24 protein-coding genes are annotated in these 25034 nt (G+C 72.5%); 21 read left to right on the top strand and 3 right to left on the bottom strand.

The features are described 5' to 3' along the window. Window positions 1–37 precede the first annotated feature (37 nt). Complete coding sequence (locus AC29IT_RS25105; RefSeq protein ID WP_488220319.1) at window positions 38–2122, bottom strand: prolyl oligopeptidase family serine peptidase; 2085 nt, start codon at window positions 2120–2122, stop codon at window positions 38–40. Between the two features lie 140 nt (window positions 2123–2262). Here AC29IT_RS25105 and AC29IT_RS25100 point away from each other — a divergent pair, with 140 nt between their 5' ends. Next, on the top strand, window positions 2263–4329 hold the full coding sequence (locus AC29IT_RS25100) for a glycoside hydrolase family 43 protein (protein ID WP_488220318.1): 2067 nt from the start codon (window positions 2263–2265) through the stop codon (window positions 4327–4329). 63 nt (window positions 4330–4392) lie between these two features. Here AC29IT_RS25100 and AC29IT_RS25095 read toward each other — a convergent pair whose 3' ends face one another. Continuing rightward, window positions 4393–5181, bottom strand: coding sequence for a DeoR/GlpR family DNA-binding transcription regulator (locus tag AC29IT_RS25095; RefSeq protein ID WP_488220333.1), 789 nt, complete (start codon window positions 5179–5181; stop codon window positions 4393–4395). Between the two features lie 140 nt (window positions 5182–5321). On the opposite strand from AC29IT_RS25095, the gene AC29IT_RS25090 reads away from it, so the two are divergent. From AC29IT_RS25090 to AC29IT_RS25065, 6 genes are read left to right on the top strand one after another with little or no spacing between them, the layout of a single operon-like run. After that, on the top strand, window positions 5322–6020 hold the full coding sequence (locus tag AC29IT_RS25090; RefSeq protein ID WP_358441458.1) for an HAD family hydrolase: 699 nt from the start codon (window positions 5322–5324) through the stop codon (window positions 6018–6020). A gap of 27 nt (window positions 6021–6047) precedes the next feature. Continuing rightward, window positions 6048–7196: an NAD(P)-dependent oxidoreductase gene (locus AC29IT_RS25085; RefSeq protein WP_488220317.1), complete on the top strand. Its 1149-nt coding sequence runs from the start codon at window positions 6048–6050 to the stop codon at window positions 7194–7196. Further along, entirely contained in the window at window positions 7193–8659 is a 1467-nt protein-coding gene (locus tag AC29IT_RS25080; protein ID WP_358441453.1) for an FGGY family carbohydrate kinase, read from the top strand. Before AC29IT_RS25085 ends, AC29IT_RS25080 begins: the two co-directional genes overlap by 4 nt. Then, window positions 8656–10410, top strand: coding sequence for a dihydroxyacetone kinase family protein (locus AC29IT_RS25075; RefSeq protein ID WP_488220316.1), 1755 nt, complete (start codon window positions 8656–8658; stop codon window positions 10408–10410). The genes AC29IT_RS25080 and AC29IT_RS25075 overlap by 4 nt, the downstream gene beginning before the upstream one ends. Before the next feature lie 2 nt (window positions 10411–10412). Beyond that, window positions 10413–10892 carry a ribose-5-phosphate isomerase gene (locus tag AC29IT_RS25070; RefSeq protein ID WP_358441447.1) on the top strand — a complete coding sequence of 160 codons (480 nt, stop codon included), beginning with the start codon at window positions 10413–10415 and terminating at the stop codon, window positions 10890–10892. After that, window positions 10886–11527 carry a class II aldolase/adducin family protein gene (locus tag AC29IT_RS25065; protein ID WP_488220315.1) on the top strand — a complete coding sequence of 214 codons (642 nt, stop codon included), beginning with the start codon at window positions 10886–10888 and terminating at the stop codon, window positions 11525–11527. Before AC29IT_RS25070 ends, AC29IT_RS25065 begins: the two co-directional genes overlap by 7 nt. 63 nt (window positions 11528–11590) lie before the next feature. Here AC29IT_RS25065 and AC29IT_RS25060 read toward each other — a convergent pair whose 3' ends face one another. Then, a complete protein-coding gene (locus AC29IT_RS25060) occupies window positions 11591–12445 on the bottom strand; it encodes an NAD(P)-dependent oxidoreductase (RefSeq protein ID WP_358441445.1) in 855 nt (284 codons plus the stop codon). A 213-nt stretch (window positions 12446–12658) separates the two neighbouring features. On the opposite strand from AC29IT_RS25060, the gene AC29IT_RS25055 reads away from it, so the two are divergent. The 14 genes from AC29IT_RS25055 (at window position 12659) to AC29IT_RS24990 (ending at window position 25010) form a co-directional block, all read left to right on the top strand. Beyond that, window positions 12659–12856, top strand: a complete 198-nt coding sequence (locus AC29IT_RS25055; protein ID WP_358441442.1) for a hypothetical protein — start codon at window positions 12659–12661, stop codon at window positions 12854–12856. Window positions 12857–13263: 407 nt separating this feature from the next. Beyond that, entirely contained in the window at window positions 13264–14265 is a 1002-nt protein-coding gene (locus AC29IT_RS25050; protein ID WP_488220314.1) for a LuxR C-terminal-related transcriptional regulator, read from the top strand. Window positions 14266–14448: 183 nt separating this feature from the next. Then, the gene (locus AC29IT_RS25045) at window positions 14449–14628 is read left to right on the top strand and encodes a hypothetical protein (protein WP_358441436.1); all 180 of its coding nucleotides are present in this window, start codon (window positions 14449–14451) and stop codon (window positions 14626–14628) included. Window positions 14629–14685: 57 nt separating this feature from the next. Next, window positions 14686–15090, top strand: coding sequence for a thioesterase family protein (locus AC29IT_RS25040; protein WP_358441433.1), 405 nt, complete (start codon window positions 14686–14688; stop codon window positions 15088–15090). A gap of 193 nt (window positions 15091–15283) precedes the next feature. Then, the gene (locus AC29IT_RS25035; RefSeq protein WP_488220313.1) at window positions 15284–15979 is read left to right on the top strand and encodes an HAD-IA family hydrolase; all 696 of its coding nucleotides are present in this window, start codon (window positions 15284–15286) and stop codon (window positions 15977–15979) included. 57 nt (window positions 15980–16036) lie between these two features. Then, on the top strand, window positions 16037–17263 hold the full coding sequence (locus AC29IT_RS25030) for a transaldolase family protein (protein ID WP_488220312.1): 1227 nt from the start codon (window positions 16037–16039) through the stop codon (window positions 17261–17263). 32 nt (window positions 17264–17295) lie between these two features. Next, entirely contained in the window at window positions 17296–18123 is an 828-nt protein-coding gene (locus tag AC29IT_RS25025; protein ID WP_358441425.1) for a sulfotransferase-like domain-containing protein, read from the top strand. Continuing rightward, window positions 18120–18851 (top strand): SDR family NAD(P)-dependent oxidoreductase, encoded by a 732-nt coding sequence (locus AC29IT_RS25020; protein WP_358441422.1) that lies wholly within the window; start codon window positions 18120–18122, stop codon window positions 18849–18851. The genes AC29IT_RS25025 and AC29IT_RS25020 overlap by 4 nt, the downstream gene beginning before the upstream one ends. A 55-nt stretch (window positions 18852–18906) precedes the next feature. Next, window positions 18907–20049 carry a hypothetical protein gene (locus AC29IT_RS25015; protein ID WP_488220311.1) on the top strand — a complete coding sequence of 381 codons (1143 nt, stop codon included), beginning with the start codon at window positions 18907–18909 and terminating at the stop codon, window positions 20047–20049. Between the two features lie 66 nt (window positions 20050–20115). Continuing rightward, complete coding sequence (locus tag AC29IT_RS25010; protein ID WP_358441417.1) at window positions 20116–20883, top strand: class I SAM-dependent methyltransferase; 768 nt, start codon at window positions 20116–20118, stop codon at window positions 20881–20883. A gap of 11 nt (window positions 20884–20894) precedes the next feature. Further along, window positions 20895–22220: an MFS transporter gene (locus AC29IT_RS25005; protein WP_488220310.1), complete on the top strand. Its 1326-nt coding sequence runs from the start codon at window positions 20895–20897 to the stop codon at window positions 22218–22220. After that, window positions 22217–22807, top strand: coding sequence for an adenylyl-sulfate kinase (cysC, locus tag AC29IT_RS25000; protein ID WP_488220309.1), 591 nt, complete (start codon window positions 22217–22219; stop codon window positions 22805–22807). Before AC29IT_RS25005 ends, cysC begins: the two co-directional genes overlap by 4 nt. Next, window positions 22804–23739, top strand: coding sequence for a sulfate adenylyltransferase subunit CysD (gene cysD / locus AC29IT_RS24995; RefSeq protein WP_358441409.1), 936 nt, complete (start codon window positions 22804–22806; stop codon window positions 23737–23739). Before cysC ends, cysD begins: the two co-directional genes overlap by 4 nt. After that, entirely contained in the window at window positions 23739–25010 is a 1272-nt protein-coding gene (locus AC29IT_RS24990) for a sulfate adenylyltransferase subunit 1 (RefSeq protein WP_358441406.1), read from the top strand. The genes cysD and AC29IT_RS24990 overlap by 1 nt, the downstream gene beginning before the upstream one ends. Window positions 25011–25034: the final 24 nt, after the last annotated feature.

The raw sequence follows: 25034 nt of genomic DNA, 5'->3' as shown, positions 1-25034 counted from the left end.
GTTGCGGGAGGAGGCCGCGCGACCTCCTCCCGCCCGATCAGTTCCGCCGGTCGCCGCCGAGGGCGGCGCGGAGGAATTCGACCTGGATGAGCAGCAGGTTCTCCGAGGTGGTCTCGTCGGTCGGCATGTGGCTGACGCCGGGCAGCGACAGCATGGTGTGCGGCCGGGCCGCGGCCTGCAGGGCCGCGGACAGCCGCAGCGAGTGCGCCGGGAACACGTTGTCGTCGACCGTGCCGTGCAGCAGCAGCAACGGCCTGCGCAGGCCGGGGGCGTCGTCGGCGAGGGAGCTCGCCGCGTAGGCCGCCGGGTTCCGCGCGGGGTCGCCGAGGTAGCGCTCGGTGTAGTGGGTGTCGTAGAGGCGCCAGTCGGTGACGGGTGCGCCGGCGATGGCGGCGTGGAACACATCGGGGCGGCGGAGCACGGCGAGCGCGGCGAGGTAGCCGCCGAAGGACCAGCCGCGGATCGCGACCCGGCCCAGGTCGATCTCGGGGTGCTCGTCGGCGAGCGCGTGCAGCGCGTCCACCTGGTCCTGCAGCGGCGGTCCGGCGAGGTCGCCGCTGATCGCGCGGTCCCAGGCGGGGCCGCGGCCGGTCATGCCGCGGCCGTCGACGACGACGACCGCGTAGCCCTGGTCGGCGAACCACTGCGAGGTGAGGAAGCCCTGGCGCCGGGCCAGCACGCGCTGCGCCTGCGGACCGCCGTAGGGGTCGAGCAGCACCGGCAGCGGCCCGTCGTCCGGGGTGTGGCCGGTGGGCAGCAGCAGCGCGGTCCGCAGCCGCCGTGCGCCGAGGCGCAGCAGCTGCACGTTCGGCACGATCGACGGGTCCTCGGGGTGGCCGGCGATCTCGCCGAGGCTGCGGTGCCCGTCGGTGACCTGGAACCGGGTGTGCTGGGCGTCGAGCCCGGAGTGCGCGTGCACCAGGGTGCCGCCGGTGCGGGTCGCGCCGTGCACGCCGGGTTCGGTGCTGAGGCGTTCGGCGCCGTCGGCGGTGCACCGGTAGAGGTGGACTTCGGCGGGGTCGTCGGCGGAGGCGGTGATGAGCACGTCCTCGTCGATGTCGACGAGGGAGCGCACCTGCAGGCCTTCGGGGGTCCACGGGGTGTCGCCGACGAACAGCCGGTAGCTGTCGCCGTCGACGCCGATGCGCACCAGGTCGCCGCCGGGATGCCAGGCGGGCCAGCCGGGTTTGATCTCGATCCAGTGCTCGTCGGTGTCGCGGTGCACTTCGCGGGTGGCGCCGGTGGCGGGGTCGACGGCGAGCACCAGCTGTTCGCGCTGGTCCCGGGTCTGCACCGCGATCAGCGGCGGGCCGTGCGGCGTCCAGTGCGCGGTGACCAGGTAGGGGTGGGTGGTGCGGTCCCAGCGGACTTCCACGGGTGCGGTGTCGATGCCGAGCACGGTGAGCCCGACGTCGGCGTTCGCGGTGCCCGCGGCGGGGTAGCGGAGTTCGCGCGGCGGGGTGGCCGGGTCGGCGGGGTCGGCGAGGTACCAGTGCTGCACGGGTTCTTCATCGACGTGGGCGGCGAGCACGGCGGTGCCTTCGGGGGACCACCAGTAGCCGCGGTAGCGGGCCATCTCCTCGGCGGCGATGAACTCGGCGGCGCCCCAGGTGGTGGTGCCGTCGCCGGGTTCGGCGAGGGCCCGGTCACCGGTGCCGTCGGTGCCGATCAGCCGCAGGGCGCCGCCGGCGAGGTAGGCGATCCAGCGCCCGTGCGGGTCCGGCCGCGGGTCGGCGGCGGGTTCGAGCGCGGGCAGCTGCTGCACGGCGCCGGTGCCGAGGTCGGCGTGGAACAGCTTGCCGGACAGGGTGAACGCGACGTGGGTGCCCGCCCCGTCGGTGGCGTAGCCGGTGATGCCGGTGGCGCGTTCCCGGGACCGCTCCCGCCGGGCCTGCTCTTCGGCGGAGACCTCGTCGTCGACCAGCAGCGCGGCCGGGTCGGCGATGCACGTCTCGGTGCCGGCGTCCCAGCGCCACAGGGCGTTGCTGCGATCGGTTCCGCTGCCGGAACGCAGGAACAGCACGGTCTTCCCATCGGGGGTGATGGTGAAGGTGCGCGGCACGCCGAGGGTGAAGCCCTGGGTGCGCGCGCTGTGGCGGGGGAACGAGGGAACGGTGGGCATACCTGCACTTTGCCAGCTTCGGCGGTGCGCGCGGCAGCCAGGTGGCGCGGGCGTGTCGGCCCTTGACAACCGGTGTTGATCAGAGGAAGTGTTCACCGCTGGTGTCCGGTCGGGGCCGGTGCGTGACGAGGAGGACCTACGTGTCCGTCAGGTGGTCTCGAGTTCGCGGCATCCTGTTCGCGTTGCCGATCCTGCTGGCGTGGGCCGCGCACGGCGCGGCCGCGGAGCCGCGTCCGGTGAGCGACGCGACCTACTTCAACGATGCGGCGCTGCCCGCCGCCGACCCGTTCGTGCTGCGCGACGAGGGCAGCGGCGACTACTTCGCCTACTCGACCGATGGGGCCGATCCGGGGTTCGCGTTCGCGATCTACCGCTCGCCGGACCTGGTGACGTGGCAGCGGATTCCGGGCGGGGCGCTGGACCTGGGCGACGGCACCCAGTGGGGGCGGGACTGGTTCTGGGCGCCGGAGGTCTACCACAACCCGGTGACCGGCCGGTACTTCCTGTTCTACTCGGCGCGGTTGCGGGACGGGATCGCCGAGCAGTTCGGGTTCGCGGACTTCGAGGAACCCAGCAAGGTCGGCGTGGCGGTGGCCGACTCGCCCGCGGGGCCGTTCCGCAACATCGCGCCGGGGCCGATCGACTACCACCCGTACGACCCGGACTACCACGACGTGAACCTGCTGATGGACGCCGAGCAGAAGAAACCGCCGGAGACCCTGGAGGAGGGGTTGACGGCGCCGCTGGGCACCTACATCCCGTTCATCGATCCGAACGTGTTCTTCGACGACGGGCGGATCATCCTGTTCTACTCCCGCAACGCCTACCGGAACTGGGTGTGGGACCACGACCTCGGCAAGTACGTGGAGGAGTCCAACGTGCTCGCCGTGGAGCTCACCTCGGAGTGGTGGGACGACCCGGCCGGGAGCACGATGCCGCGGGTCGCTCCGGGGTACGTGGACGCGAACCGCGATCCGGCCGATCCGCCGGGAGTGCGCAAGGACGGCTACCGCTCGATCATCGACTACGGCTCGGACCCGCAGCAGTGGGAGAACGCGCACGTCGACGACTACGCGAAGACCCGGGGCAGGGAGAAGAACCGGCGCTGGTCGGAGGGTTCCACGGTGGTGCGCGCGACCACGCGGGAGGGGAAGGCGCGGTACTTCCTGACGTATTCGGCGAACAACTTCGCGAACTCGTTCTACGGGGTCGGTTACGCGGTGGCGGACGATCCGCTGGGGCCGTGGCGCAAGAGCCCGGCGAACCCGGTGCTGGCGCAGGACGCGACGCAGGGGCTGTTCTCCACGGGGCACGGCAGCGTGATCGCCTCGCCGGATTCGTCCGAGCTGTACTACGTGCACCACGGGCGGCCGTCGCCGGAGGTGGAGCGCAGGCTCTACACCTCGCGGCTGCGCCTCGACGCGGACCGGGATGCGCTGCGCATCGACGGGACGACCGCGGACCGGCCGGTGCCGTCCGGGGTGGCGCCGTACGCGGTGCGCGCGGATCGCCCGGTGGTGGAGGTGCGCGACGGGGTGGGCGAGGTCGGCTGGCGGGTGGACACCGCGTCGGGTTCGCCGATGCCGCTTGGGAATCCGCTGAACCGGGTGCTGCCGCAGCCGGACCCGGGCAGCGCGTTGCAGGTGGAGGCGTCCGCGGACGGCGCGGTGCTGCGCGGCGCGCCGCGCGGGGTGGAGGCGCTGCGACTGACCTACCAGCGGGCGCGGGCCGGTGCGGGCCAGGTGGACGTGCACCAGGGCGGTGTTCCGGTGCGGGCGGTGGTGCCGGTGGCGGCGTGCACGCGGACGCTGTCCGGGCCGCAGGACGAGCTGGTGGTCTCGGAGGGCGTGACCTGCCTGCGCGGCGCCCAGGTGCGGGGTTCGGTGCGGGTGGCGCCCGGGGCGTCGTTGCTGGTGCTGGATTCGGCCGTGGAGGGTGCGGTGCTGGCGGACGCGCCGGGTTCGGTGTGGGTGTCCGGCGGCCGGATCGCCGGTTCGGTGCGGGTGCGCGGCTCGGCCGGGGTGGTGCGGCTGGACGGGACCGAGGTGGGCGCGTCGGTGGTGCTGCTCGGCAACGCCGCGCCGGTAGTGGCGGGCACGTCGATCGGTGGCGGGGTGCGGTGCCGCGGCAACGCGGTGGCGCCGGTGGACGAGGGCCGGGCGAACTCGGTGACCGGGTCGAAGCTGGGGGAGTGCGGCGAGCTGTAGCCCGGCGATATCAACACCGGTGTTAAACCGACCAGGAAGCCTGTGATATCGGAGGGCGGCGGGTCAGCCGACCGGGACCAGCTGCACCTCGGAGTGCTCGCGCATCGAGTCGACCAGCGCGGCGTCGAGGTCCCCGGCCAGCAGCACGTGGTCGAAGTCGGCGACCGGCGCGAGCCGGTGCAGCGCGGCGCGCCCGACCTTGCTGGCGTCCATCATGAGCACCCGCGTCGTCGCGCAGTGGATCATCGCGCGCTTCACCAGCACGATCTCCTGCTCCTGGTGGAAGGTCATCTGCGCGTTCATCGCCGAGGTGGACAGGAACATCAGGTCCACCGACAGCCCGTTGATCATCTCCTGGCAGGGCAGGCCGATGTAGGAGTCGTGGGTCCGGGAGTACTCGCCGCCGATGCAGATCAGCCGCACGTCCGGGGCTTCGCGCAGCACTTCGTGCACCTGCCGGTAGTTGCTGACCACGGTCAGCGGGCCGACGTCCGGCAGCAGCCGGGCGAGGGTGAGCGCGGTGGTCGAGTCGTCGAGCAGCACCGACATGCCGGGCGCGATCAGCGGGAGCGCGGCGGCGGCCAGTGCCTCCTTCTCCCGGGTGTGGGTGTGCAGCCGGAAGTCGGAGCTGCTCTCGAACACGGTGGACGGTTGGGCGGAGACGCCGCCGTGGAACTTGCGCAGCAGCCCGCGGGCGGCGAGGTCGTCGATGTCGCGGTGCACCGTCATGAGGCTGACGCCGGTGAGCGTGGCGAGTTCCGCCGCGCTGGCGAAGCCGCCCTGCACGACGTGGTCGATGATCCGCTGCTGGCGCAGGAGCCGGGGGGACTGCTTCTTCGGTGCGGACGCCATGACCGACATCTTGCCTCCTCGAGGTGCGCGGCCGAGCGTGGCGGGGCCGGGAACGAGCACTTCATATCACCGCAGTGGTGACATTTAACTATCTCACTGTTAATTTGAACGTCAACGTTGCACAGGTGGGAGGTACACCGATGACGCAGCCCGACGGTTCGCCGGGTGCGCACCGCGCAGTCGTGTTCGACATGGACGGGGTCCTGGTCGAGAGCGAACACCTGTGGGAGCGGATGTGGGCGCGGTTCGCGGCCGCCCGCGGCCGGGGCTGGACCGCCGCGGAGACCGCCCAGGTGCAGGGCATGAGCGCCCCGGAGTGGGCCGCGTTCCTCGCCGCGCACAGCGGTGCCGCGGAATCCGTCGCGGAGACCGAGCGGATCGTCGTCGACGACATGATCGCCGCCCTCGACGCGGGCGAGGTCCAACTTCTGCCCGGCGCCGAGCGGATGGTGCTGGAGATCTCGGCCCGGGCACCCGTCGGGCTGGCCTCGTCCGCGCCGCGCCGGGTCATCGACGCCGTGCTCGACCGGCACGCGCTCGTCGAGCACTTCGCCGCCACCGTCTCCAGCGCCGAGGTTCCCCGCGGCAAACCCAGCCCCGACGTGTACCAGCAGGCCGCGCGCGAGCTGGGCATCGACCCGGCGCTGTGCCTGGCGGTGGAGGACTCCAGCAACGGGCTGCGCGCCGCCGCGGCCGCCGGGATGACCGTGCTGGCCATCCCCAGCCCCGACTACCCGCCGGCCGCCGATGCGCTGGCCGCGGCGTCGTTCGTGGCATCGGACCTCGACGAGGTGCGGGTCCGGCTGCTCGAATCGTTGACGACGCCCGTAGCGGGCTGACCGCCTCGGACAAAGGAGTCTGCAGCAATGACCAAGGTCCTGGCCGCGGGGGACCGCTTCGTCGACCCGCAGCTGTTCGTCGACGCGCTGACCGCGCAGGCGCCCGGGCACGACCTGAGCTTCCGCACCCTCGCCACCGGCTGGCCGGTGGAACCGTTCGGCCCGGTCGGCGGGGTGCGTGAGGCCAGCGGGACCGAGCAGCAGGTGCTCGAGGCCCTCGGTGACGCCGAAGTGCTGCTGACCCAGATGGCGCCGGTGACGGCCGGGGTGCTGGCGAAGAGCCCGGACCTGCGGTTCGTGGGCGTCGCCCGCGGCGGACCGGTGAACGTGGACCTGGCCGCGGCCACCGAGGCCGGGGTCATCGTCGGTTTCACCCCGGCCCGCAACGCGGCCGCCGCCGCCGAGTTCGCCGTCGGGCTGATCCTGGCTTCGATGCGCCGCATCGTCGACTCGGACGCGGAGTTGAAGAGCGGCCACTGGCGCGGCGACTACTACGCCTACGAGAACGCGGGGCTCGAACTGGAAGGCGCCACCGCCGGACTGGTCGGCTACGGCGCGATCGGGCGGATCGTGGCGCGGGTGCTGGCCGCGTTCGGTGCGGACGTGCTGGTCGCCGATCCGTTCGCGGATCCGGTGCAGGCGACCGCGGACGGCGTGCGGCTGGTCGAGCTGGACGAGCTGCTGCGCGCCAGTTCGGTGGTGAGCCTGCACGCCCGGCTCACCCCGGAGACCGAGCACCTGCTCAACGCGGAGAACCTGGCGCTGCTGCCGAAGGGCGCGGTGCTGGTGAACTCGGCGCGCGGCGGGCTGCTGGACTACGCGCCGCTGCCGGAGATGCTGCGCTCCGGGCATCTGGCCGGGCTGGCGCTGGACGTCTACGACGAGGAGCCGCCGCCGGCGGACTGGCCGCTGTTCGACGCGCCCAACGTGATCACCACGCCGCACCTGGCGGGCGCGACCCGGCAGACCGCGGACCGGGCGGCATCGATCGTGGCCGCCGACGCGGCCCGCTACCTCGCGGGCAGGCGGCCGCGGCACGTGGCGAACCCGGAGGTGCTGGATCGGCTGGAGGAGCTGGGTCGGCTGGAGGGCCCGGACCGTCCGGAAGAGCCGGGCAGTCCGGAAGAGCCGGGGCGGCCGGCGGAGTCGGGGCGGCTGGAGGACCTGCGGCCATGATCGTCGGAGTCGATGTCGGCACCTCGGTGACGAAGGCGTCGCTGCTGGGCCGGGACGGCTCCGCGCGAGTCACCCGCAGCACCCGCAGCACCCTGCACCGCTCGCCCGGCGGGCGGGTGGAGCAGGACCTCGACGAGGTCGTGGACTCGGTCATCACCGTGGTGCGCTCGGTCGCCGCCGAAGCGGACGTACCGGTGCAGGCGCTGGCGATCACCGGTCAGGGCGACGGGTTGTGGCTGCGCGACGCGGCCGGACGGCAGGTCGGACCCGGGCTGTCCTGGTTGGACGCGCGGGCGGCACCGGTGCTGGACCGCTGGGAGGCGCGGGGCGTGCTGCGCGAGGTGCACGCGCTGACCGGCTCGGGCATGTTCCCCGGTTCGGCGGGCCCGCTGCTGGCGCACGTCGCCGAGCACGAGCCGGAGCGGCTGGCGCGCGCGGAGGTCGCCGGGTACTGCGTGGACGCGATAGTGCAACGGCTCACCGGCGAGATCACGGTGGACGCCTCGGACGCCTCGCAACCGTTCCTGGACGTGCCCACCCGCAGCTACAGCACCGCGGCGCTGCAGGCCTGCGGGCTCGCCGAGTTCCGCGGGCTGCTGGCCGAACCCGCGCCGCCCGGGAAGTTGTTCGCGCTGGACGCGCGCAGCGCCGCCGAGCTCGGCCTGCCCGCGGGTCTGCCGGTCTCGGCGGGCCCGTTCGACCTGCCCGCCTGCGCGTTCGGGTCCGGGATGCGGGAGCTGGGCGACGGGGCGCTGGTGATCGGCACGACGCTGGGCTGCCAGGTGCTGGGCGAGCAGGTCACGATCGACCCGGCCGGGGACGCCGCGGGCATGTGGCTCGCCACGCCCAGCCCGGACCGGGTGCTGCGGGTGATGCCCGCGATGGTCGGCACCGCGAACCTGGACTGGGGGCTGCGGATGGTCGGCGCGAGCGTGGCCGACCTGGAGGACCTGCTGGCGGCGAGCCCGCCGGGGGCCGGTGGGGTCGCCGCGCTGTCCTTCCTGTCCTCCTCGGGCGAGCGGGCCCCGTTCGTGGAGCCCCGCGCCAGCGGCCAGTTCACCGGGCTGTCGCTGGAGACCTCGCCCGCGGACCTGGTGCGCGCGCTGTGCGAGGCGGTGGCCTACGCGGCGCGGCACAACCTGGAGGCGGCCGGGCTGACCGGTGAGGTCGCGGCCTGCGGCGGCGGGGCGCGGTCGGCGTCCTGGAGCCGGATCTTCGCGAGCGTGCTCGGCAGACCGCTGCACGTCCCGAAGGAGGAGGGCGTCGGCGCGCGCGGCGCGGCGATGACGGCGTGGGATTCGCTGGGTGAACCGGTGGATCGCGAGGAGTGGGCCACCGCCCGGCACGTGGTCGAGCCGGACCCCGCGGTGGCGGAGATCTACGAGCGCGGATATCGCGCATACCTGGAATCGATAGAGCGGGCCCGGCCGGTGTGGCGGTCGGGGGGAGGAGTGACCCGATGACTCGTCTGTACGACGATCCGGCGACGTTCACCGAGGACGCGGTGGCGGGGTTCGTCGCCGCGAACCCCGGCTACGTGCGCGAGGTGCGCGGCGGGGTGGTGCGGGCGCGCCGCGCCCGCCGGGGCAAGGTCGCGGTGGTCACCGGCGGCGGATCCGGGCACTACCCGGCGTTCTGCGGCGTGGTGGGACCGGGTTTCGCCGACGGTGCGGTGGTGGGCAACATCTTCACCTCGCCGTCCGCGGAGGACGCCTACTCGGTGGCGAAGGCCGCCGACACCGGTGCGGGCGTGGTGTTCTCGTTCGGGAACTACGCCGGGGACAACATGAACTTCGGCCTGGCCGTGGAGCGGCTGCGGCGGGAGGGCGTCTCGGCGCACAACGTGGTGGTCACCGATGACGTGGCCAGCGCCCCGGCCGACGAGGCGGGCAAGCGGCGCGGTGTGGTGGGCGACTTCGTGGTGTTCAAGGTCGCCTCGGCCGCGGCGGAGGAGGGCTACTCGTTCGACGAGGTGGTGCGGGTCGCCGAGCACGCCAACGACCGCACCCGCAGCCTCGGCGTGGCGTTCGCGGGCTGCACCCTGCCGGGCAGCGGGCAGCCGCTGTTCGAGGTGCCCGCGGGCCGGATGGGCCTGGGACTGGGCATCCACGGCGAACCCGGTGTGTCCGAAGTGGACATGCCGTCGGCGTCGGAGCTGGCGCGCGAGCTCGTCGACGGGGTGCTCGCCGAAGCGCCGGAGCGGACCGGGGAGAAGCCGCGGGTCGCGGCGATCCTCAACGGTCTCGGCTCGACCAAGTACGAAGAGCTGTTCGTGGTCTGGAAGACCGCGTCCCGGCTGCTGGCCGAGGCGGGCGTGGAGGTCGTGGAGCCGGAGGTCGGCGAGCTGGTCACCAGCCTCGACATGGCCGGGTGCTCGCTCACCCTGACCTGGCTGGACCCGGAGCTGGAGCGGCTCTGGCACGCGCCGGCCGATTCCCCCGCCTACCGCAAGGGGAGCATCGTCGAGTCCGATGTGGACGACGAGGTCGTGGCGGAGGCCGCCGAGGTCGTGGAAGCGGCCACCGCGGTCGCCCCGCAGGCCGGGCAGGACACCGCGAAGCTCGTGGTGCGCGGCCTGCGCGCGATCAGCGACCTGCTGCACGAGCACGAGGACGAGCTGGGCAGGCTCGACGCGGTGGCCGGCGACGGCGACCACGGCCGCGGCATGTCCCGCGGCAGCGGCGCCGCGATCGAGGCGGCCGAGCGGGTCGCCGCCGAGGGAGCCGGACCGGCCGCGGTGCTGGTCGCCGCCGGGGACGAGTGGGCGGCGAAGGCCGGCGGCACCTCGGGTGCGCTGTGGGGCGCGGGACTGCGCTCCTTCGGCGACCTGCTGCCCGACGACCGGGAGCCCACCGCCGAGGACCTGCTGGCGGGCGCCCGCGCCGCGCTCGAATCGGTGCAGCGGCTGGGCCGCGCCGAAGCGGGCGACAAGACGCTGGTGGACGCGCTGATCCCGTTCGTGGACGTGTTCGCGGCCGCGGTCGGCGACGGCGCCGGGACCGCCGACGCGGTGGGCCGCGCGGCCCGGGAGGCCACGGCCGCCGCCGAGCGCACGGCCGAACTGACCCCGCGCACCGGGCGGGCGCGCCCGCTCGCCGAGCGCAGCGTCGGCACCCCCGACCCGGGTGCCACCTCGCTGGCGATGGCGCTGAACCGGGCACTGGACGTCCTCAGCGGACGTGAAGTCGAACTCGACGCGACAGAGGTGAAGTGACGATGACCGAGAACACGAGCGGCTGGCGCATCGTCGTCGGTTCCGACGACGCGGGCATGGACTACAAGGACGTGCTCAAGGCCGATCTGGAGCAGGACCCGCGGGTCGCCTCCGTGGTCGACGTGGGTGTCGGCTCCGACGAGCACACCGACTACCCGCACGTGGCGGTGAACGCGGCCCGCAAGGTCGCCGCGGGCGAGGCGGACCGGGCGCTGCTGGTGTGCGGCACCGGGCTCGGCGTGGCGATCAGCGCGAACAAGGTGCCGGGCGTGCGGGCGGTGACCGCGCACGACAGCTACTCGGTGCAGCGGTCGGTGCTGAGCAACGACGCGCAGGTGCTGTGCTTCGGGCAGCGCGTCATCGGGCTGGAGCTGGCGCGGCTGCTGGCCGGGCAGTGGCTCGACCTGCACTTCGACGAGACCTCGGCCTCGGCGAAGAAGGTCGCCGCGATCGGGGAGTACGAGTCCGGGACGGCGTGTTGAGCCCAGTCCTCGAAGCCGAGCGCGCCGAGGTCATCCGCATCGCGCGGAAGATGGTCGACGACGGCCTCGTGGTGGGCACGTCGGGCAACGTGTCGGTGCGCAGCGGTGAGCTGGTCGCGGTGACACCGTCCGGAGTGGACTACGACGTGCTGACCGTCGCCGACGTCCCGGTGGTGCGGCTGGACGGCGCGGTCGTGGACGGCGAGCGGGCGCCCAGCTCCGAGCTGCCCATGCACCTGACCGCCTACGCCGACCACGGCGCCGACGCGGTGGTGCACACGCACTCGCTGCACGCCACCGCGCTGTCGCTGCTGCGCGACGACGTGCCCGCGGTGCACTACCAGCTCGCCGAGATGGGCGGGGTGGTGCGCGTCGCCGAGTACGCCACGTTCGGCACCGACCGGCTGGCGGCGAACATGTCGGCGGCGCTGGAGGGGCGCGGGGCGTGCGTGCTGCGCAACCACGGGACGGTGGCGATCGGCTCCACCCTGGCGGCGGCCTACAACCGGGCTCGGCAGCTGGAGTGGCTGTGCCGGTTGTGGCTCACCGCCCAGCAGGCCGGGCAGCCGCGCGTGCTGGACGACGACGAGCTGAACCGCTGTGCGGAGCAGTTCGCGTACTTCGCGGGGCGCTGAACCGCTTCCGCGTCAGGTGAATGGCCCATTCGACCGGGTTTCCGGGGTGGGCCGTTCACCTGCTCAGCCGCGGAAGGAGGCGTAGTAGGCGGCCGCCATGTCCTGCGCGCCGTGGCCCGCCTCGGCGGCGCGGGTGAAGCGGGCGCGCACCGCCTCGGCCACGTCCAGGCGCAGCTCGCCCGCGGCCTCGGCGATCAGCCCGGCGTCCTTGCGGGCACCGTCCACTGTGAACGCCGGGGTGAAATCGCCGTCGAGGATGGCGGAACCCTTCAGGTGCGCGTACGGCGAATCGACCGCGCCGCCCTCGATGGCCTCCAGGAACCGGTGCGGGTCCACGCCCAGCGCCTCGGCGAGCGCGATCGACTCGCCGACCGCGTTCGTCAGCGACAGCACCCAGTTGTTGGCCGCGAGCTTCACCCGCGTCCCGTCGCCGCGCGCCGCATCGGTGCCCAGCCACAGGGTGCGCCCGCCGACCGCGTCGAACACCGGCCGCACCCGGTCCCGCACCTCCTCCGGTCCGGCGGCGAGCACGGTCAGCGTGCCCTGCTCGGCGGGCGCGCGGGTGCCCAGCACCGGGGCGTCCACCAGCGTCGTGCCACCCGCGACGGCGGTGACCTTCGCCAGCCCCTCCAGGCCGATCGTGGCCATCTGCACCCAGGGCGTCCCGGCCGGGAGCGCGGCCGCGGCGGCACCGCCCGCCTCCACCGTGGCGTCCGCGTCCAGCAGCATCGTCACGAGCAGGTCCGCGCCGTCGGCTGCCTCGGCCGGGGTGCCGGTGACGGTGGCGCCGTCGGCGGCGAGCTCGTCGGCGCGGGCCCGGGTGCGGTTCCACGCGCGCACCGCGAACCCGTGCGCGAGCAGGTTGCGCGCCATCGGTGCGCCCATCGTGCCGGTTCCGAGGAAGGCCACGGTCGTCATCGCTGCATCCCAACATCTCGCGGATCGTGTTCCGGGGCGGTCGCGGCCGTCCCGGCGCCGATTCTCCTCGCCGGTGCCGCCGCCGTCCGCGCGGGCGCCGCGAGCGGTGGCGGGATCTTGTCGAGATCTGGCGTTGCCGCCACTCGAATCGGCGGGCGCCGCGCTCCATGCTGGTGGCAACCCCACCGACCAGGACTCGACAAGGAGCCCGTCATGCGCGCACTTCTCCTCGCCTGCTGGAACATCGCCCGCGACGTCGCCTACGGCGTCGATGCCGGTCACGCGATCAAGCACGGCGCGACCCCGGCGCCGCAGCCCGCGCCGCTGGTGGCGCGCGACCGCCGCCCGCGGCTGGAAGTCCGTCCCCGGGTGCGCCGCCCGGTCGGCGGCGGGTTGAGCATGGCCCGCTGATCCGGGCGGCTCGCGGAATGGTCCGCCCGATTTCCGCAGGAATCCGCGGTCCGATCGTGGTCGAGACCATTCCGGTGCGCCGTTCGCCGGTTCTCGGATGCGGCTGATCGGCGCCGTTCCGCACACCCGGACGGACTTGGCGCGACCGCCGTGGAACGAGCGGAAATCACCGTCCACTGCACCACCCGCATCCCTCTCACCAGTACCGATGTCCCTGATTCCGTGCAATAGCGTTCTCCGTCGCCCGCGCGGGCAACCGAATCGGAGCGAGACCGGAATGCGTTCTGCGACCCGGATGCGCACGCATCCGGGCCGTTAGAATGAGTCGATTCTCTCCGGTTCTACGGATCGGGCTGCCGATCCGGCCGCTCCGCGCGGTCCGCGCAACTGCCAGGAGGCGACGGAGGATGCAGGCACGCTTGTCCCCGGAGGCGGTCGCCCTGTACAAGTTCGCGGTATCCACTCCACTGTGGACAAATGGCGAGGCCGCCGCGGAGCTGGGCCTGACCGAGCACCAGGTGGCCGACGCCGAGAGCACGTTGCTGCGGCTGCGGTTGCTGCGCGTCTCCCCGGACGGCGATCGGGACCACGACGCGGTCGGCCCGGAGACGGCCCTCGCCGAGCTGCTGTTCGACGACGAGGCCGAGATCCGCCGCAAGCAGGTCGAACTGGCCAGGGTGCGCGGCGAGGTGATGTGCCTGCTGCCCACCTACTACGAGGGCCGCCGCGCGCAGCGCAGGCACGAGGCGATCGACGTGATCGAGGACGTCGGCACCATCAACCAGCTCATCGCCGACAGCGCCCGGCAGGCCACCCAGCAGGTGCTCATCGCGCACCCCGGCGGCGGGATGGACGCCGACAGCATCGACCGGATCCTCAAGGTGGACCTGGACATCCTGGCGCGCGGCATCGAGCTGCGGATCCTGCTGCAGCACTCCACCCGCTCGCACCCGCCGTCGCAGGAGCACGCCCGGCAGGTCTCGCACGGCGGCGGCATGATCAAGACGGTGCCGATCGTGCCGCGCAGGCTGCTGGTCTACGACCGGGAGGTCGCCTACATCCCGCTGGACGGCGAGGACGTCTCCAAGGGCGCGCTGCGCATCAAGGAGCCCGCCGTGGTCGACTTCGTCACGGCCACGTTCAGCTCGATGTGGGATTCGGGGCGGCCGATGGGCATCGGCGCCGACGACGAGGTCGACGACATCCGCTCCGAGCTCACCCAGGCCATCCTGGGCCAGCTGGCGACCGGCGCGAAGGACGAGCTCATCGCCCGCAGGCTGGGCATGTCGGTGCGGACCTGCCGCAGGCACATCGCCGCGATCATGCTGCACCTGCGCGCGGAGAGCCGGTTCCAGGCCGGCGCGCTGGCCGCCCAGCTGGGCCTGCTGCCGGACGAGGGATACCGCTGATCAGGCAGCGCGCGGCCGGGCGGAACTGCGAGATGTGGTAGTTCGCTGCCAGTCAGGAAGCTGACAGCGGGCACTTCTGGACTTCGTTGTGAAGCACCGACGATGATTGTTCCAACAGGGCGAGAGCGAATACCGAAGCGAATCGCCCGGAACCATTCGGACTTCATGAATTGAGGGATCGCAGTGAACGCCAAGACCACTTCCATGTTCGTCCTCGCCGGTGCGCTCGTCTTTCCCCACGCCGTCGAAGGAGCGTGGGCCGAGACCGGAGCGGACCCGGCGGTCGCGTTCGAATCCGCGCTCGGATTCGAGGCCCGCGACGGCAACGGGAACGGGTGGCGGCTGACCGACATCGCCGTGTGAGCGGCGCTCGACGAAACGGCCCCGGCGACGCTGCCGGGGCGTGGGAATGGGGATGCGGTGAATCCGGACAAGGTGCGCGGCCACGTGGAGATCGACCACGTCGTGGGGCCGTCGGACACCGCCGACCACTGGGGCGGTGACCTCCCGGTGCTGGCCACGCCGGTGCTGGTGTGGCTCAGCGAGCTGGCCGCCGTCGAAGCGCTGCAAGGGGCGCTGGACGACGACGAGTCGAGCGTGAGCGTGCAGCACGACGCCAAGCAGCTGACCACCGTCCTGGAAGGCAGCGTGATCGTCGTCCGGGTCACCTCCGTCGGCGCCTCGCACCAGGTGGCCGTGTTCGACGTCGAGGCCAGCGACCACAACGGCATCATGTTCCGCTCCATGCACGTCCGGGAGATCGTCAAGCTGCGCAGCACCCCCGCGCGCCACGGCGGGTACCACCGGTACCTCGACCTCGGCTAGTCCGCCGGGTCCTCCTGCTCCTCCCGCCCCGTTCCGGGGAGTTCGACCGCAATGCGCCCGGGATGCCGCACGCCCGGGAACACCCGATCAACCCATTTGATTTCCGCTGCCGCGAATATCGCGCTCCACGTCGGATCGCGGGAACGGCAGACGCATTCGCCAAGCCATTCGTGCTATTCGGAAAGTGGGCGTCATGGACGTGGAACTGCTCGTGTTCGATTGCGACGGGGTGCTCGTGGACAGCGAGCGGCTCAGCGCGCTGGTGCTGCGGGAGATGGCCGCGGAACTCGGTCTCGCCCTCACCGCGGCCGACGCGCTGGAGCGCCTCCGCGGCCGCAAGGTCGCGGACTGGGTCGCCGAGCTCGCCGCCCTGATCCCCGGTGGCCTGCCCGCGGACTTCACCGAGCGGTTCCGGGCCCGCACGGCGGAGGCGTTCGACGCGCACCTCACCGAGATCCCCGGGGTCCGCCGCGTGCTGGACACCGTCGAGGTGCCGTACTGCGTCGCCTCCAGCGCCCCGCTCGCGAAGATCCGGCACACGCTCGGGATCACCGGCCTGCTGCCGTACTTCGGCGACCGCATCCACAGCGCCTACGAGGTCGGTTCCTGGAAACCGGACCCGGGCCTGTTCCAGCACGCCGCCCGGCACGCCGGTGCCGCGCCGGAGCGGTGCGTGGTCGTGGAGGACAGCCTGCCCGGGGTGCAGGCCGGGGTCGCCGCCGGGATGGCGGTCCTCGGCTACGCCCCGCCCGGGAGCGGAACGGCCCCGGTGCTCGCCGAGGCGGGCGCCCGCACCTTCACCGCGATGTCCGAACTCCCGCTGCTGCTGGACCGGGTGCGGGAGCCCGGCGGCACCGTTCGCCCGCTGATGCCCCTGCACGCCCGCTGACGCGTCCTCGGACGCCCGGAAAACCCTGTCACGGCACGAGAAGCGAGGTTGATCCTGTTGTCACGCGTACTGGAGCAGTTGCAGCGAACCCACGAATCGGCCGAGATCTGGTGGGACTCCTCACCGCTCGACTTCCCCGCCTGGCGCGACGGCCTGCTCGCCGGCGCCCCCGACAGCACCACCCGGCAGCGCTGGGCGTCCCGCCTCGACGGGTTCCTGGACCCGGGCAGAGCCGACCGGGCGCTGGTGCGCGGGGTGACGACCAACCCGTCGCTGGTCGCCGCCAGCGTCCTCGCCGACGTCCCGCGCTGGGAGTCGTGGCTGCGCGCCGCGATCCGCGACGACGAGATCACCGACCCGGAGGACGCGTTCGGCACCGTCTACGAGGAGGTGCTGCGCCGGGCCGCGAACTTCATGCGCCCGCAGTGGAACGCGACCGCCGGCCGCTACGGCTGGGTGTCCGGCCAGCTCGACCCGCGGCTGATGTTCGAGCCGGAGCGGATGCGCGACCAGGGCAGGCGGTTCGCCGCGATCGCCCCGAACCTGATGGTCAAGGTGCCGGGCAGCGCGCAGGGCTACCAGGTGGTGCGGGCGCTGGTCGCCGAAGGCATCTCGATCAACGGAACGCTGTCCTACACGGTGCCGCAGTTCGCGGCCTGCGCCCGCGCCGTCGAGGACGGCCTCGCCGAAGCGCACGCGAAGGGCCGCGACCTGTCGCGCTGGCGGGCCGTGTTCACGCACATGGTGGGCCGGTTCGGCGCGAACGTGGACCTGCGGATGGAGGCCGCCGCCCGCGGGATCTCGCTGGAGACCAGCGACCTGCGGTGGGCGGAGCTGGCGATCCTCAAGCGCATCCACGGGCTCATCCAGGAGCGTTCGCTGCCGGTGAAGCTGCTGCTGTCCAGCCTGCAGACCGACGAGCCCGCCGACGGGTGGTTCAGCGCGCACCTGGAGCAGAGCTCCGGTGCCGACGTCGCCTACACCTGCAAGCCGAGCTTCATCGCCGAGCTGATCCGGCGCGAGGACGAGTTCGGCGGGTTCCGCCCCGACGGCATCGACCAGGAGGTCCCGCCGGAGGTGCTGACCAAGCTGCTGCGGCTGCCCTCGTTCCGGGACGCCTACGCCGAGGACGGCATGGCACCGCCGGAGTTCGCGCACTACGGCTGCTTCATCTCCACCTACGCCGAGGTGATGCAGAACAACCGCGCGCTGCTCGACTTCGCCTCCCGCCAGCTGCACCACGCCGAGCGGAGCCGGACGCCGCTGCTGGCGACCTCCCGCTGATCCCCGGGAACCGAACAGGAGGAAACAGGAACATGCACCGGTCGATCGCGCTGTGGAGCCATCCCCGTTCGATGTCCACCGCACTGGAGCGGTCCTTCATCGAACGGGGGGACTTCACGGTCTTCCACGAAGAGTTCGCCTACGTCTTCTTCATGCACGAGCAGCGGGCCGACATCCCGCACAAGAACACCGACCCGGACCACCCGCTGACCTACCCGGAGATCCGGGACCGGATGGAGGCCGCCCGGGACGGGAACCCGGTGTTCCACAAGGACTTCCCGTACCACGCGCTGGACCACCTGCTGGCCGACCCGGGCTACCTGCTGGCGCAGACGAACACGTTCCTGATCCGCGACCCGGCGGAGGCGGTGCTCTCGCACGCCACCGTGCACCCCGGGCTGACCCGCGAGGTCCTCGGCTACGCGGAGCTGGCGCGTCTGTTCGACGAGGTCCGGGAGCTCACCGGGCGGATCCCGCCGCTGATCGACGCCGCGGACCTGGCGGCCGACCCGGCGGGCACCCTCGCCGCCTACTGCGCGGCGGCCGGCATCGACTTCCGGCCGGAGGCGCTCAACTGGTCCAGCGGCGAGGCCCCGGAGTGGAAGACGTGGAGCGGCTGGCACACCGACGTCGCCGCCAGCAGCGGAATCGCCCGCCCGGCCCGGAAGTACCGGGCCACCGCGGAGGACGACCCGCGGCTGCGGGAGTTCGTCGAGCACTGCCGCCCCTACTACGAGCACCTCCACCAGCACCGCATCCGACCGGCCGCGGTCCCGCAGCAGGGCCCGGGACCGGAACCGATCGACATCCTGCACCGGCCCGGCATCCCGCAGCAGCAGCGGACGGAGACGACGGCATGAGCATCCAGAAGGTCATCATCACCGGCGGCGCCAACGGCGTCGGACGCGCCCTGGTGCGGCGCTGCCTGGACGACGGGCAGACCGTGATCGCCTGCGACATCGACGAACCCGCCCTCAAGGAGCTCGCCGCCGAGCACGAGGGCAGGCCGCTGGAGGTGCACACCTGCGACGTCGGCTCGCACGAGTCCGTCGACGCGTTCCTCGACGTGGTCCTCGCCGAACACCCCGACGTCCGCGGCCTGGTCAACAACGCCGGCCTCTACCTGGGGCAGCCGGTGGCGGCCTACGACGACGCCACCATCGACCGGGTCATCGACGTCAACGTCAAGGGACCGGTGTGGCTGTCCCGGCGGTTCGCCGAGCACGTGATCGCGGCGGGGGAGCGGGGCGCGATCGTCAACCTCGCCTCCGTCGCCGGTGAGGTCGGCAGCTCCGACGCGCTGTACGGCACCGTCAAGGCCGGTGTCATCGGGCTGACCAAGTCGAACGCGATGAACTTCGCGCCGCTGGTGCGGGTCAACGTGGTCTCGCCCGGGCTGATCATCCGCACCGCCATCGCGGACCGCATCCCGGACTACCGGTACGCCGAGTACAAGCGGCAGGAGCAGCTCGACGGGGACATCACCCCGGAGGCGGTGGCCGCCGTGTGCGCCTACCTGCTCGACGATGACTCCGCGCTGATGACCGGCGCCGTCCTGCGCGCCGACAACGGCTGCTACCCGCGCTGACCCCCGCTCCCGGCCCGCGCCGGCGGGCCGGGAGCACTTCCCCCAGGAGGCGGACATGACCGACGAACGGCATCCGGAGAAACCGCTCATCATGCTGGTGGGCATGGGAGACCTGTCCTCCCGCGTGCTCACCATGCTGCTGAACGACCCGGCGACCTCCCGCATCGTCGTCGCCGGGCGCGACGTCGAAGCGCTGCGCCGCCGCGCGAACCTGGCCCGGTTTACCGCCGCGAACCTCGGCACCCACGGCAGCGTCGACGCCGTGCACCTGGACCTGCACGACGTCGACGCCACCGCGGAGACCATCGCCCGGGTGCGGCCGGACATCGTGTTCATGGGCGCCTCGTTGCAGTCCTGGCGGATCATCACCCAGCTGCCCCCGGCGGTGTTCGCCGAGCTGGACCAGGCGCAGTTCGGCCCGTGGCTGCCGATGCACCTCACGCTCAACCACCTGCTGATGCGGGCGGCGCGCGATTCCGGGGTGCGGCCGGTGGTGGTGAACGCCGCGTTCCCGGACGCGGTGGGTCCGGTGCTGGACGCGGTCGGGCTCGCCCCGACCATCGGCGTCGGCAACGTCGCCAACATCATCCCGGCGCTGACCTACGGGTTCGCCCACGAGCTCGACGTGGACCCGGCGGCGGTGCGGCTGCGGCTGGTCGCCCAGCACTACTTCAGCCACTACGTCCCGCGGGCCGGGGACGCCGGCGACGGCGCCTACCACCTGGACGTCGAGGTGGACGGCGCACCGCCGAGCCGGGAGGTGCCGCACGAGGCGGTGTTCCGCCAGCTCGACGGGCGGCTCAAGCGCCTCGGCGGGGTCGACGGGCAGCTGCTCACCGCGTCCTCCGCGGTGCGGGTGCTGACCGGCATCGCCACCGACAGCGGCGTCCACGCGCACGCCCCGGCACCGGGCGGCCTGCCCGGCGGCTACCCGGTGCGGGTGGGCCGCACCGGCGGGGAGCTCGACCTCGGCGACCTGCCCCGGGACGAGGCGGTGCGCATCAACGAGCGGTGCCAGGCCGCGGACGGCATCGAGCACATCGACGCCGACGGCACCGTCACCTTCACCGAGCCCGAGATGGCGATCATGCGGCGGTTGCTGGGCTACGAGTGCAAGACGATGAAGCTCGCCGACTCCGCCGCGCACGCCGACGAGCTCGCCGCGAAGTACCGCGCCTTCGCCGAATCCCACGCGTGAACCCGGTGGCGGCCTCCTCCGGGAGGCCGCCGCGGGACCCGAACCCACCAGCGAACGGAGGACATCATGACCGCGCAGATCCCCGCGAACCCGGCGTCCGTCGAGGACGGTGCCGCCCAGTACGTCCAGTCCTTGGTGGACCACTGGGACGAGCTGATCGACTGGGAGCGGCGCAAGGCGGGCGAAGGCGGTTTCTTCGACGCCCTGCTCTCCGGCACCGGTGCCCGCCGCGTGCTCGATGCGGCGGCGGGCACCGGATTCCACGCCGTCACCCTCGCCGAAGCCGGCTACGACGTGACGGCCGCGGACGGCAGCCTGGCGATGATCGAGCAGACCGCCCGCAACGCCGCCGCCCGCGGCGTGGAACTGCCGACGGTGTGCGCCGACTGGACCGAGCTGCGCTCGCACCTCGACGGCCGGTTCGACGCGATCGTCTGCCTGGGCAGCTCGTTCCCGCACCTGTTCGACGCGGCGGAGCGCGCCACTGTGCTCCGCGAGTTCTACGAAGCCCTCGAACCCGGCGGCGTGCTCGTGCTGGACCACCGCAACTTCGACGCCATCCGCGCGCACCGCTACCGCAGCAGCGGGAACTTCTACTACTGCGGCGGGGTGCAGGTGTCGGTCGCGCACGTCGACGCGGAGCGCTGCCGCTTCCGCTACGAGTTCGACGGCGAGGTCACCCACCACCTGGAGGTCTACCCGGTGCTCGCGGACGAGCTGGCGGGGCTGCTGCGCACCGCCGGCTTCGAGTCCGTCGAGCGCTACGGGGACTTCCGCGCCGAGTTCGACCCGCACGGGGCCGACTTCATCATCCAGGTCGCCCGCAAGTCGTGAAGGAACAACCCATGAACGCATCAACGCACTCCGCTGCGCCCGCGAAGCGCAGCCCCCTGGTCGGTTTCGTGGTCACGGTGCTGCTGACGAGCTTCGTCGCCGCGACCTACGGCTTCGGCTTCTACCTGTTCTCCCAGATCGTCACCGACATGCGGCTGGAGCTCGGTTTCGGCTTCACCGCCGTCGGCACCATCACCGCCGCCGGGCAGCTCGGCTTCCTGGTGTTCGCACTGCTCGGGACCTGGCTGTCCACCCGCATCGGCGGCGGCCAGATGACCTTGGGCTCGGCCGTGCTGTGCGGGCTGTGCCTGGTGCTGGTGCCGGTGACCGACGACATCGTGGTGATCGGGGTGCTGCTGACGATCCTCGGCGGCACCGCGGCCTCGGTGTACGTGCCGCTGGTGGAGATCGTCGGCCGGATCATCAACTACGAGCACCGGGGCAAGGTCCTCGGCCTGATCTCCAGCGGCACCAGCTACGGCGTGTTCATCAACAGCATGCTGGTGCCCTCGTTCGTCAGCGACGACAACTGGCGCGGGCTGTGGTACGCGGTCGGCTCCGGGACGCTGATGGTCACCGCGGTCGCCACGTTCACGTTCTGGCGCATCGGAATCCTCTCCGGCACCGCCGACGAGTCCACGGTGGACTCCGGTGGTGACCGAGCGGTATCCGCCCGCGCCGGCTGGAAGATGGTGCTGGTCCGCTGGGTCGTGATCGTGTGGATCATGAAGTTCCTGAACGGCTTCGCGTCCATGCCGTTCCAGAACTACTTCTCCCCGTACCTGCGCGAGGACCTGGGCTTCGACATCGGTTTCGCCTCCACCGCCTGGGGCGTCATCGGGGTCGTCGGCATGGTCTCCGGCTTCGCCGTCGGCTGGCTCTCGGACAAGATCGGCGTCCGCGCCGCGCTCGTCCTGTGCTACTCGTGCTTCTTCGTGGCCGCGGTGATCCTGGTGGTCGCCCCGGTCGGCTTCCTGCCCATCGCGTCCGGCGTCCTGTTCGGACTCGCCTTCTACCCGATCTACGGACTGGTCCCCGCCTACGTGGCCAAGACCGCGAGCGGTGCGGCGGCGACCATCATCTTCGGCGTCACCAACGTCACCCAGGGCGTCGGCGGCATCGCGGGCAACTACCTGGCCGGCGCGCTGAAGAACCTCACCGGCGGATTCATGTGGTACTACGTCGTGATCGCCGTGACCACCGTGGTGCTGGGCTTCCTCACGCTCCAGCTGCCGCGCGAGGGATCCGTGTCCGACACCGCCGAACCCGCTCGCCCCGACGTGCCGGAGGCCGATCCGGCACCGGTTCCCCGCCCGATCACGGAGGTAGTGCGATGACCCTCGCTCCGAGCTCATCCCGTCCGGACGCGGAGGCCCGGTGGTGCACCTGCCATCCCGGCGCGACCGTCTGGCTGACCGGCCTGCCCAGCGCGGGCAAGACCACCATCGCCCTGGCCCTCGCCGGACGGCTGCGGGAGGAGGGCCGCCGCGTCGAAGTGCTCGACGGCGACGTCATGCGCACCACCCTGTCGCTGGGCCTCGGCTTCTCCCGCCAGGACCGGGAGGCCAACGTCGCCCGCATCGGGCTGATGGCGGAAACCCTGGCCCGCAACGGAGTTCTCGCCCTGGTGCCGGTGATCGCGCCGTTCGCGTCCAGCCGGGCCGCGGTCCGCGATCGCCACGACCGCAGCGGCGCCGACTTCATCGAGGTGCACGTCGCGACCTCGGTGGAGCTGTGCGCGGCCCGCGACGTCAAGGGCCTCTACGCCAAGCACCGAGCGGGCGGGCTCACCGGCCTCACCGGGGTCGACGCCCCGTACGAGGCGCCGGCCGACCCGGACCTGCGGATCGAGACCGACCAGCACAGCGTCGAGGAATCCGTGGTGAGCCTGCGGGCGCTGCTGTTCCAGAGGGGGTTGGCATGACGACCGTCGCCGGACCGTTCACCGACACCGCCGAGACGACCGGCCTGTCGCACCTGGACGTCCTCGAATCCGAAGGCGTGCACATCATCCGGGAGGTGCTGGGGGAGTTCGAGCGGCCCGTGCTGCTGTTCTCCGGCGGCAAGGACTCCATCGTGATGCTGCACCTGGCGCTGAAGGCGTTCGCCCCCGCGCCCGTCCCGTTCCCGCTGCTGCACGTCGACACCGGGCACAACTTCCCGGAGGTGCTCGACCACCGGGACCGCACCGTCGCCCGGCACGGCCTGCGGCTGCACGTGGCCTCCGTGCAGGAGTTCATCGACAGCGGCCGGCTGCGCGAACGCCCCGACGGCACCCGCAACCCGCTGCAGACCGAGCCGCTGCTCGACGCGATCCGCCGCGGCGGGTTCGACGCCGTGTTCGGCGGCGGGCGCCGCGACGAGGAGAAGGCGCGGGCGAAGGAACGCGTGTTCTCGCTGCGCGACGAGTTCGGCGGCTGGGACCCGCGCAGGCAGCGGCCCGAGCTGTGGCAGCTCTACAACGGCAGGCGCGCCCCCGGTGAGCACGTGCGGGTGTTCCCGCTGAGCAACTGGACCGAACTCGACGTGTGGCAGTACATCGAGCGGGAGCGCATCGACCTGCCGAGCATCTACTACGCGCACGACCGCGAGGTGTTCGCGCGCGGCGGGATGTGGCTCGCCCCCGGCGAGTGGGGCGGGCCGCGCGAGGACGAACCCGTCGAGACCCGCACGGTGCGCTACCGCACCGTCGGCGACATGTCCTGCACCGGGGCCGTCGACTCCACCGCGGGCACCGTCGCCGAGGTGATCGACGAGATCGTCGAATCGCGGCTGACCGAGCGCGGCTCGTCCCGCGCCGACGACAAGCTGTCCGAATCCGCCATGGAGGACCGCAAGCGGGAGGGGTACTTCTGATGGGCGTCATCGAGCGGAACCGCGAGATGTCCTTGCTGCGCTTCGCCACCGCGGGCTCGGTGGACGACGGGAAGTCCACATTGGTCGGACGGCTGCTGCACGACTCGAAGTCGGTGCTGTCCGACCAGCTGGAGTCCATCACCCGCGGTGCACCGGAGCACGGGACCGCCGCGCCGGACCTGGCGCTGCTCACCGACGGGCTGCGGGCCGAGCGGGAGCAGGGCATCACCATCGACGTGGCCTACCGGTACTTCGCGACCCCCGGCAGGCGGTTCATCCTCGCCGACACCCCGGGGCACGTGCAGTACACCCGGAACATGGTCACCGGGGCCTCCACCGCCGACCTGGCGATGGTGCTCGTCGACGCCCGCCACGGGCTCGTCGAGCAGACCCGGCGGCACGCCGCGGTCGCGGCGCTGCTGCGGGTGCCGCACCTGGTGCTGGTGGTGAACAAGATGGATCTCGTCGGCTGGTCCGAGCAGCGGTTCACCGAGATCGTCGACGAGTTCGTCCGCTACGCCGCCTCGCTCGGCGCCGGGGACGTGCTGGCCATCCCGATCTCCGCGCTGGAAGGGGACAACGTCGTCGTGCCCTCCCGGCACATGGACTGGTACGGCGGGCCGACCGTGCTGGAGCACCTGGAGACCGCGCCCGCCGACCGGGACCCGGCCGCCGATCCGGTGCGGTTCCCGGTGCAGCACGTCATCCGCCCGCAGACCCCCGAACACCTCGACTACCGCGGCTACGCCGGCCGGTTGTCGTCCGGGACGTTGCGGGTCGGGCAGCGGGTCACCGTGCTGCCGTCCGGGTTGACCAGCACCGTCGAAGCCATCGACGTGCTGGGCGAACCGGCGGCGGTGGCCCGCGCGCCGCAGTCGGTGACGGTGCGGCTCGCCGACGACCTCGACGTGAGCCGCGGTGACCTGCTGGTGCCGGTCGCGGACGCGCCGCGGCCGGTGCGGGAGATCGAAGCCACCGCCTGCCACCTGCACGAGCGGCCGCTGGTCGCCGGGCAGCGCGTGCTGCTCAAGCACGCGACGCGCACCGTGCAGGCGGTGGTGCGCGAAGTGCGGCACCGGCTCACCCCGGAAACGCTGGAACGCAGCCCCGCCCCCGGCGGATTGGAGATGAACGACATCGGCGGGATCGTGCTGCGCACCGCGGAACCGGTACCGGTCGACGCCTACGCCGAATCGCGGGCGACCGGATCGCTGCTGCTGATCGACCCCGGCGACGGCTCGACGCTCACGGCGGCGATGGCGCTGCCCTGATCCGGGGTTCCCGTTCCCACGCGG

Source organism: Saccharopolyspora sp. MMCC62, assembly GCF_057736575.1.
The sequence above is the reverse complement of the archived record's forward strand: the minus strand, read 5'-3'. Positions and strand labels throughout refer to the sequence as shown.